Below are 6,354 nucleotides of genomic sequence, written 5' to 3' on the forward strand. Positions count from 1 at the left end.
GGACCCGCCTGCGCGTAGCAGGAAGCGAAGAGTTCGTCGTAAAGACACGAAACGCGCCTGATCAACCTAGGTTGAAGCCGGGCGAGCAAATCGAAATTGGCTGGATGCCACAGGACTGCCGTGCGCTGGACGCATGAAAAGAATTCTTGAGGCGCGCTGATACTGGCGCGCACGCAAGTAGAAGGGCTAACTCGTGACCCACTGAAAATCACGAGACACAACTAGGGAAAATATCATGAAAATGAATAAAATTGTCTCTGCTGTTTCTGTGCTCGGCCTTACGGCCGGCATGGTATCCGCAGACGGCCACATGGCCAACGATATGACAATCGTAAGCTGGGGTGGCGCGTATCAAGACAGCCAGATCAATGCCTATACAAACCCGTACACAGAAATGAACGCCGGTGTTACGGTTACGTGGGACGAAAGTTCTGCCGAGGCCGTCGCAAAGCTGCGCGCTATGAACGAAGCTGGCAACATCACATGGGACGTGGTTGACGTTGTCGCAGCTGACGCGCTGCGCCTATGCGACGAAGGTCTTGCGATGGAAATCGATGCTGACGAACAGTTGGCGCCAGCACCTGACGGCACATCTGCCGAAGATGACTTTGGTGATCTTCTGGTCGGCGATTGCTTCATTCCACAGATCGTTTACTCGACAACATTCGGCTACCGGACAGATATGGTTCCAGCGGGTACCGAAGCACCAAACGACATCTGTGACGTGTTTGACCTCGCCACATATCCAGGCATGCGCGCGCTGGAAAAGCGCCCGATCAACAACGTTGAGTGGGCCCTGCTGTGTGACGGCGTTGCCAAAGACGACGTCTACGACGTTCTGGCGACCGAAGAAGGTCAAGAGCAGGCGCTTGCTAAGCTCGGGACCATCAAAGACAGCGTGATCTGGTGGTCCGCAGGTGCAGACACGCCACAGCTGCTGGCTGACGGCGAAGTCTTTATGGGCTCCACCTACAACGGCCGTTTGTTTGCTGCCATCGAAGAGCAGGGCCAGCCCATCGGTATGATGTGGGACGCTCAGGTGTTTGACCTTGATGGTTGGATCATCCCAGAAGGTCTGTCCGACGAGCGTAAGGCACGTGCATTGGACTTCGTCTACTTCGGCACAGACACACAGCGTCTGGCGGATCAGGCCAAGTACATCTCTTACGGTCCTGCGCGCCTGTCCTCTGCGCCACTTGTTGGCCAGCACGCCACTTTGGGCATCGATATGGCACAGCACATGCCAACAGACCCGGCGAACGCAGCGAACACCTTCTTGTACAACTACGAGTTCTGGGCTGACTACCGCGACGACATCGACGCGAAATTCCAAGCTTGGCTTGCACAGTAAGTACATATCATCCGAAGGGGGCCGCGATCTGGCCCCCTTCAACCTTCATGACCAAAAACCTGGCTCTACCAACATGCCGGGCATGACAAACAAGACTGCACAGACGGAGTTGATATGAGTGACAGTACATCCTCCGGCCCAATGCTCGCCGCTGATGGCACACCGCTAAAAACCAGCCTTTCGCGAGCCCTACGCCGCCAGAAGATCCGCGCACTGGCACTGATAGCGCCGCTTTTGTTGTTTGTGGTAATCACCTTTATTATCCCGATTGCGACCATGTTGTTCCGATCTGTTGAAAATCAGATTGTTTCGAACACAATGCCAGAGGCGACAATTGCCCTAGAGGCATGGGACGAGAGTTCGGGCGAGGCCCCGGGAGAAGACGTCTTTCAGGCCCTCTTTTTTGACCTTTTCCGCGCAGCCGAAGCGAAAGAACACACCAAGCTCGGCACGCGGCTGAACTATGAGCAAACCGGCACGTCATCGTTGTTCCGTACAACGGGCAGGAACCTCGACGATGTAGGTGAACTTTGGCAGGACCCTATCGAAGATATCGCCCCCGCCCTCAAGGATGGCGAAACATGGTACGCTATGATGTCCGGCACGGGCGGCAATGCGCTTTTTGACGAAAGACGCGCCCTATGGACCCAAATGGTCCCTGGTGAATTCGTTGGCGAAGTCGGCCTGACCTTATCGGGGGAAGTGGCCGAAATGTTGCCACTGACCGCTGCGGCCTACGCCGACTGGGCCATTTTTGAAGCGCTGGAAGAAGAGCGCGACGTCGCCACACGCGACCCTTGGGAGGCTGTCTATGCCGCACTTGGTCTTGATTTGCGCAATCCCGAAGTGGTTGACGCGGTCAATGCTTACACGGGCCCACGTGCCCAAGACCTGCAATTGGTTGCCGCTAACTTGGATCAACTGCCCGACGTCATGTTCCGTGACGCGTTTGCTGAATTGGACGAAGACTGGCTTGATCCTGAAGTCTGGCAAACAATCAAGATTTACAGCCCTGATTACACATCAGGTTACTTCCTCAATTCGATTGATATGGAAAAGGGGGTTGATGGTGCGCAGATGCGACCAGAGAACCAGCAACTCTATATCAAGCTTTTCATCCGCACTTTGTGGATGTCGCTTCTGATAACTGGTAGCTGCATTGTGCTGGGGTACCCGGTGGCGTGGCTTTTGGCGAACCTGCCGTTACGCTCGGCCAACGTGCTGATGATCCTTGTGCTCTTACCCTTCTGGACCTCGCTACTGGTGCGAACATCCGCCTGGAAGGTGCTGTTGCAGCAGCAGGGGGTCATCAACGAGATCCTCGTTTGGTTGGGATTTGTCGATGACGCCAACCGCCTTATCTTGATGAACAACGCAACCGGTACTGTGATCGCGATGACGCACATCCTGTTGCCGTTCATGATCCTACCGCTGTATTCCGTGATGAAAACTGTTCCGCCTACCTATCTGCGTGCGGCCAAAAGTCTTGGCGCAACAAACTGGACCGCATTCTGGCGGGTCTATTTTCCGCAGTCGGTGCCAGGCATCGGCGCTGGGTCGATCCTCGTTTTCATCCTGTCCATCGGCTATTATATCACCCCTGAAATTGTGGGTGGAACAAGCGGTGTCTTTATCTCAAACCGGATCGCCTACCACATCTCCAGCTCATTGAATTGGGGTCTGGCGGCTGCATTGGGCACGATACTTCTGTCTGTCGTTCTTGTGCTGTACTGGTGCTACGACCGGATTGTCGGCATCGACAACGTGAAACTAGGAGGCTGATCCATGGCATATGTTGGTCCCGTGACACGCCCTGATCTGATGACCTTCACAGGTCCTTGCACAGCGGCACTTGGCGCAACATTCGGTTTTGTTGTCGGGAATGCCTTTGGCAACCCTTGGATTGGTGCGCTGATCGGCGCGGCCTTGGGGTTTGGTCTGGCATTTCTGCTGTGCCGGTTCGATGTGCCGCGCACCGCAGGTCGCTGGGCCGTTATCGCCGTCTTTGCCATCCTTGGCCTTGTGTTGACCAATGTGGGCGGTGCTATCGCTGGCGCGTTGATCGGTGGCGTGCTCAGCTGGTTTGTGTACTGGTTATCTACAGGAGCCTATCGCAAGAACGTTCCCATCTATTACACGTCACTGCAGACGCTGTGGTATAACGCATTCCTGTTCATCTGCGGTTTGGTTTTCTTTTTCTTGGTCGCGCCGCTGGTGCCGGTCATGTGGTTGTCGTTCAACGCAGAAGACTTTTTTACGTTTACGCCCGAGATGCTGTCATTTGATCCAGCAGGTTATTCGCTAAAGCACTACCGCGACTTCCTTGGGACAGACGAATGGATGGTCCCGCTGAAGAATTCGCTGATCATCGCGCCGATTGCGACGATCATTTCGGTTACGTTGGGAACCTTGGCCGCCATCGGCCTATCGCAATCGCATGTGCCTTTCCGGCAGTGGATTATGGCGACCATGATTTCGCCTATGATTGTGCCGCTGATCATATCGGCGACTGGGATGTTCTTTTTCTACGCGCCTCTGGGCAACTGGCTTGAAGCAACGCTTGGGTGGAACCAATCATTCGTTGGCTATGTGAAGGTCATTTTGGCCCATGCGGTATTAGGCGTACCGTTTGTGATTATCACAGTGACCGCAACACTGGTCGGATTTGACAACTCGCTCACACGGGCCGCGGCAAATATGGGAGCGAACCCTGTAACGACCTTCTTTCGCGTGCAGATGCCGTTGATCCTACCCGGTGTCATTTCGGGCGGTCTTTTTGCCTTCATCACGTCTTTTGATGAAGTTGTCGTAGTGCTTTTCGTGGGCTCCGCCCAACAGCAGACGTTGCCGTGGCAGATGTTTACAGGTCTGCGCGAGCAGATCAGCCCAACCATTCTCGCGGCTGCAACGGTCCTTGTGACCTTCTCGATCTTGCTGCTTACCACAGTCGAGCTTCTGCGTCGGCGCTCCGAGCGCTTACGAGGGTTGAGCCCGGGTTGATCGCAACCTGACACGACAGACAACAGAAACGAAAAATGCCAGGTTACAAGACCTGGCATTTTTTATGTCGTACGTCGGTGCGCCGAGTTATGCCACGACGTTGAACTCCGGCCCATACGGGTATCCAGTAATGTTCTCATTGCCATCTTCTGTCACGATCAAAATATCATGCTCGCGGTACCCGCCGGCACCAGGCTGGCCGTGCGGGATGGTAAGCATCGGTTCCATCGAGATCACCATACCGGGTTCAAGAACCGTATCGATGTCCTCACGTAGTTCCAGACCAGCCTCGCGGCCGTAATAATGCGACAACACACCAAACGAGTGCCCATACCCAAATGTCCGATATTGCAGCAGGTCGTGCTGGGCGAAGAAGTCGTTGATTTTATGGGTGACCTCTGCGCAGCTCACACCGGGCTTGAGCAGGCTCATCCCGTATTCATGTGCCGCGACGTTGGCTTCCCAGAACTTGAGTGATGCGGAGTCAACATCGGCCACAAACATCGTGCGTTCTAACGCCGTGTAGTACCCTGAAATCATCGGAAAAGTGTTGAGCGATAGAATATCACCGTGCTGCAGTTCACGTGCTGTTACGGGATTATGGGCGCCGTCGGTGTTGATGCCCGACTGAAACCAGACCCATGTATCGCGGTACTCTGCATCGGGAAACTGTTTGGCAATCTCAAGTTCCATCGCGTCACGCCCGGCTATGGCGATGTCGATCTCGCGCGCGCCTGCCTTGACGGCATCCTTGATAGCGTAACCACCAACATCGGCCACATTTGCTCCGTGCCGTATCATGGCCAGTTCAGCCACGGATTTGTGCATTCGCTGCTGCATCATGGCTGGCGCGACATCCTTGGCCTCTGATGGTATCAAGAATTCATTCATCAGGGCATGTTGGGCCAGCGAGATATGATCACCTTCATACCCAATGACCTTGCCGGTACCAGTTACGCTGCGAATGGCGCGCCAATAGTTGTTCCGCTGCCAATCTGTGTAGGTGATATTATCGCCATGACACCGACGCCACGGCTGTGCGGCATCGATCCCTGCGCTGATCGTAACGCTTTCGGTAGACGTCACGACAAGGCCATAAGGTCGGCCAAATGAACAATACAAGAAACCCGAATAGTAGGCGATGTTGTGCATCGACGTGAACACGCAGGCCTCAACACCTGCGTTTGACATGCGGGAGCGAAGCGCCGCCAGGCGTGCGTCATATTCGGATGCGTCGAATGGCAACACGCGGTCGCCTTGGTGAAAACGATAGAATTCGGGACGGTTCAACGGAACATTCCTTCTCTTGGCGCCGTCACAACAGGGGGGATTAATCGCCACTATCGTGAAAACTGAAAAGCAAAACCCGGCGTTCAGGATGGATGAATGGGCGCGCGTTTTTCGCACTGGCGACGCCATCGCCTGCCCTATGTCAGTAATTGCTCAAAAGTCGCGGTTTGTGCAAGGAAAACTATGCTTGGCCTGTCCATTGGCAAACGAATTTCAAGTCTTGTGATCGCGGACTGACCTGTGAGGTTTGGCGGGCGAATTTTAAACTTTAATAGAAATAGCCGCTGGAATGCTAGCATTCCGCCAACAAACTGTCTGCCATTCCAACAACCGCTTGAGCGTGGCATAAGCCATATTGCCGTTTCGTCAATCTCAGACCATGCTTTCGGAGACAAGATTACTTACAGAAAACGCATGGCGGCAACGGCATGAGATAACGGAGGCAACATGGCGCACGATTATGAAACAGGGCGGTTGAACCTGCCATTTGTTGGCATCGCGACGTTTGGCAAATACGAGTACCAACCGGATTGGTCAGCGATTGATGCAGATGTGGCCGTGGTTGGCGCCCCCTTTGATTTCGGTACGCAGTGGCGCCCAGGCGCACGGTTTGGTCCGCGGGCTATCCGCGAAGCGTCGACATTGTTCGCCTTTGGCCATGCTGGGGCATATGACCACGAAGATGATGTCACCTATCTGGGCGAGGGTACGCG

At 54.6% G+C, this 6,354-nt stretch carries 6 protein-coding genes; 5 read left to right on the forward strand and 1 reads right to left on the reverse strand.

Going from position 1 to position 6,354, the window contains the following annotated elements; genetic code table 11:
* The 4 genes from ACFDSS_RS12925 to ACFDSS_RS12940 form a co-directional block, all read left to right on the forward strand.
* The coding region (locus ACFDSS_RS12925) for a TOBE domain-containing protein (RefSeq protein ID WP_375256148.1) at window positions 1–137 on the forward strand (137 nt) is incomplete at its 5' end.
* 104 nt (window positions 138–241) lie between these two features.
* Window positions 242–1,351 carry an extracellular solute-binding protein gene (locus tag ACFDSS_RS12930; protein ID WP_375256149.1) on the forward strand — a complete coding sequence of 370 codons (1,110 nt, stop codon included), beginning with the start codon at window positions 242–244 and terminating at the stop codon, window positions 1,349–1,351.
* A 114-nt stretch (window positions 1,352–1,465) separates the two neighbouring features.
* Window positions 1,466–3,133 (forward strand): ABC transporter permease, encoded by a 1,668-nt coding sequence (locus ACFDSS_RS12935; RefSeq protein WP_375256144.1) that lies wholly within the window; start codon window positions 1,466–1,468, stop codon window positions 3,131–3,133.
* 3 nt (window positions 3,134–3,136) lie between these two features.
* On the forward strand, window positions 3,137–4,351 hold the full coding sequence (locus ACFDSS_RS12940) for an ABC transporter permease (RefSeq protein ID WP_375256145.1): 1,215 nt from the start codon (window positions 3,137–3,139) through the stop codon (window positions 4,349–4,351).
* 87 nt (window positions 4,352–4,438) lie between these two features.
* Here the strand turns inward: ACFDSS_RS12940 and ACFDSS_RS12945 are convergent, their stop codons facing one another.
* A complete protein-coding gene (locus tag ACFDSS_RS12945; RefSeq protein WP_375256146.1) occupies window positions 4,439–5,641 on the reverse strand; it encodes an aminopeptidase P family protein in 1,203 nt (400 codons plus the stop codon).
* A 447-nt stretch (window positions 5,642–6,088) separates the two neighbouring features.
* Here ACFDSS_RS12945 and ACFDSS_RS12950 point away from each other — a divergent pair.
* A partial coding sequence (locus ACFDSS_RS12950) for an arginase family protein (RefSeq protein WP_375256147.1) occupies window positions 6,089–6,354 on the forward strand: 266 nt, incomplete at its 3' end.

Origin of the sequence: Yoonia sp. (genome assembly GCF_042093035.1) — a bacterium.
GTDB lineage: Bacteria > Pseudomonadota > Alphaproteobacteria > Rhodobacterales > Rhodobacteraceae > Yoonia.